This window comes from Mesorhizobium sp. M7A.F.Ca.CA.001.08.2.1 (assembly GCF_003998455.1).
Classification (GTDB): domain Bacteria; phylum Pseudomonadota; class Alphaproteobacteria; order Rhizobiales; family Rhizobiaceae; genus Mesorhizobium; species Mesorhizobium ciceri.
Genome location: NZ_RZPW01001455.1, coordinates 1 through 496, shown reverse-complemented (window position 1 = coordinate 496; position 496 = coordinate 1). Strand labels below are relative to the sequence as shown.

Below are 496 nucleotides of genomic sequence, written 5' to 3'. Positions count from 1 at the left end.
CTTTTAAATCGATATGGGTCCGCCTATTTATAGTTCGTACACAAACGGAATGATCCGCAAGAAAGACGAAACGAGAACTACCATGAACCTGATCCGCAACTACCGCAACTGGCGCCGCTACAGGGACACCGTGTCCGAGCTGAGCCGCCTGAGCAACCGTGAACTGACCGACCTCGGCATCAGCCGCAGCGACATTCCTTACGTCGCTCGCAAGGCGGTCTAATTCTTCGGACCGCGAATGGTCCGAACCAGTTTTGAAAAAGAGAACGACAATGAACCTGATCCGCAACTATCGTAACTGGCGCGTTTATCGCGAGACGGTTACCGAGCTGGGTCGCCTTTCGAACCGCCAGCTGCATGATCTCGGTATCGTCCGCGACGAAATCAAGATCATCGCCCGCCAGGCGATCTAGACAGAATTTCGCCAGGGTCGACCTCCTCCCCGACCTTGACGAATACGGTCACCCCTTACCTCCTCCCAAGGGTTGACCACCAA

At 54.8% G+C, this 496-nt stretch carries 2 protein-coding genes; both read left to right on the top strand.

What is annotated here, in order from left to right; translation table 11 throughout:
- The first annotated feature begins 82 nt into the window (after positions 1-82).
- On the top strand, positions 83-223 hold the full coding sequence (locus EN914_RS37945; protein WP_013531315.1) for a DUF1127 domain-containing protein: 141 nt from the start codon (positions 83-85) through the stop codon (positions 221-223).
- Between the two features lie 49 nt (positions 224-272).
- Positions 273-413 (top strand): DUF1127 domain-containing protein, encoded by a 141-nt coding sequence (locus EN914_RS37940; protein WP_013531314.1) that lies wholly within the window; start codon positions 273-275, stop codon positions 411-413.
- Positions 414-496: the final 83 nt, after the last annotated feature.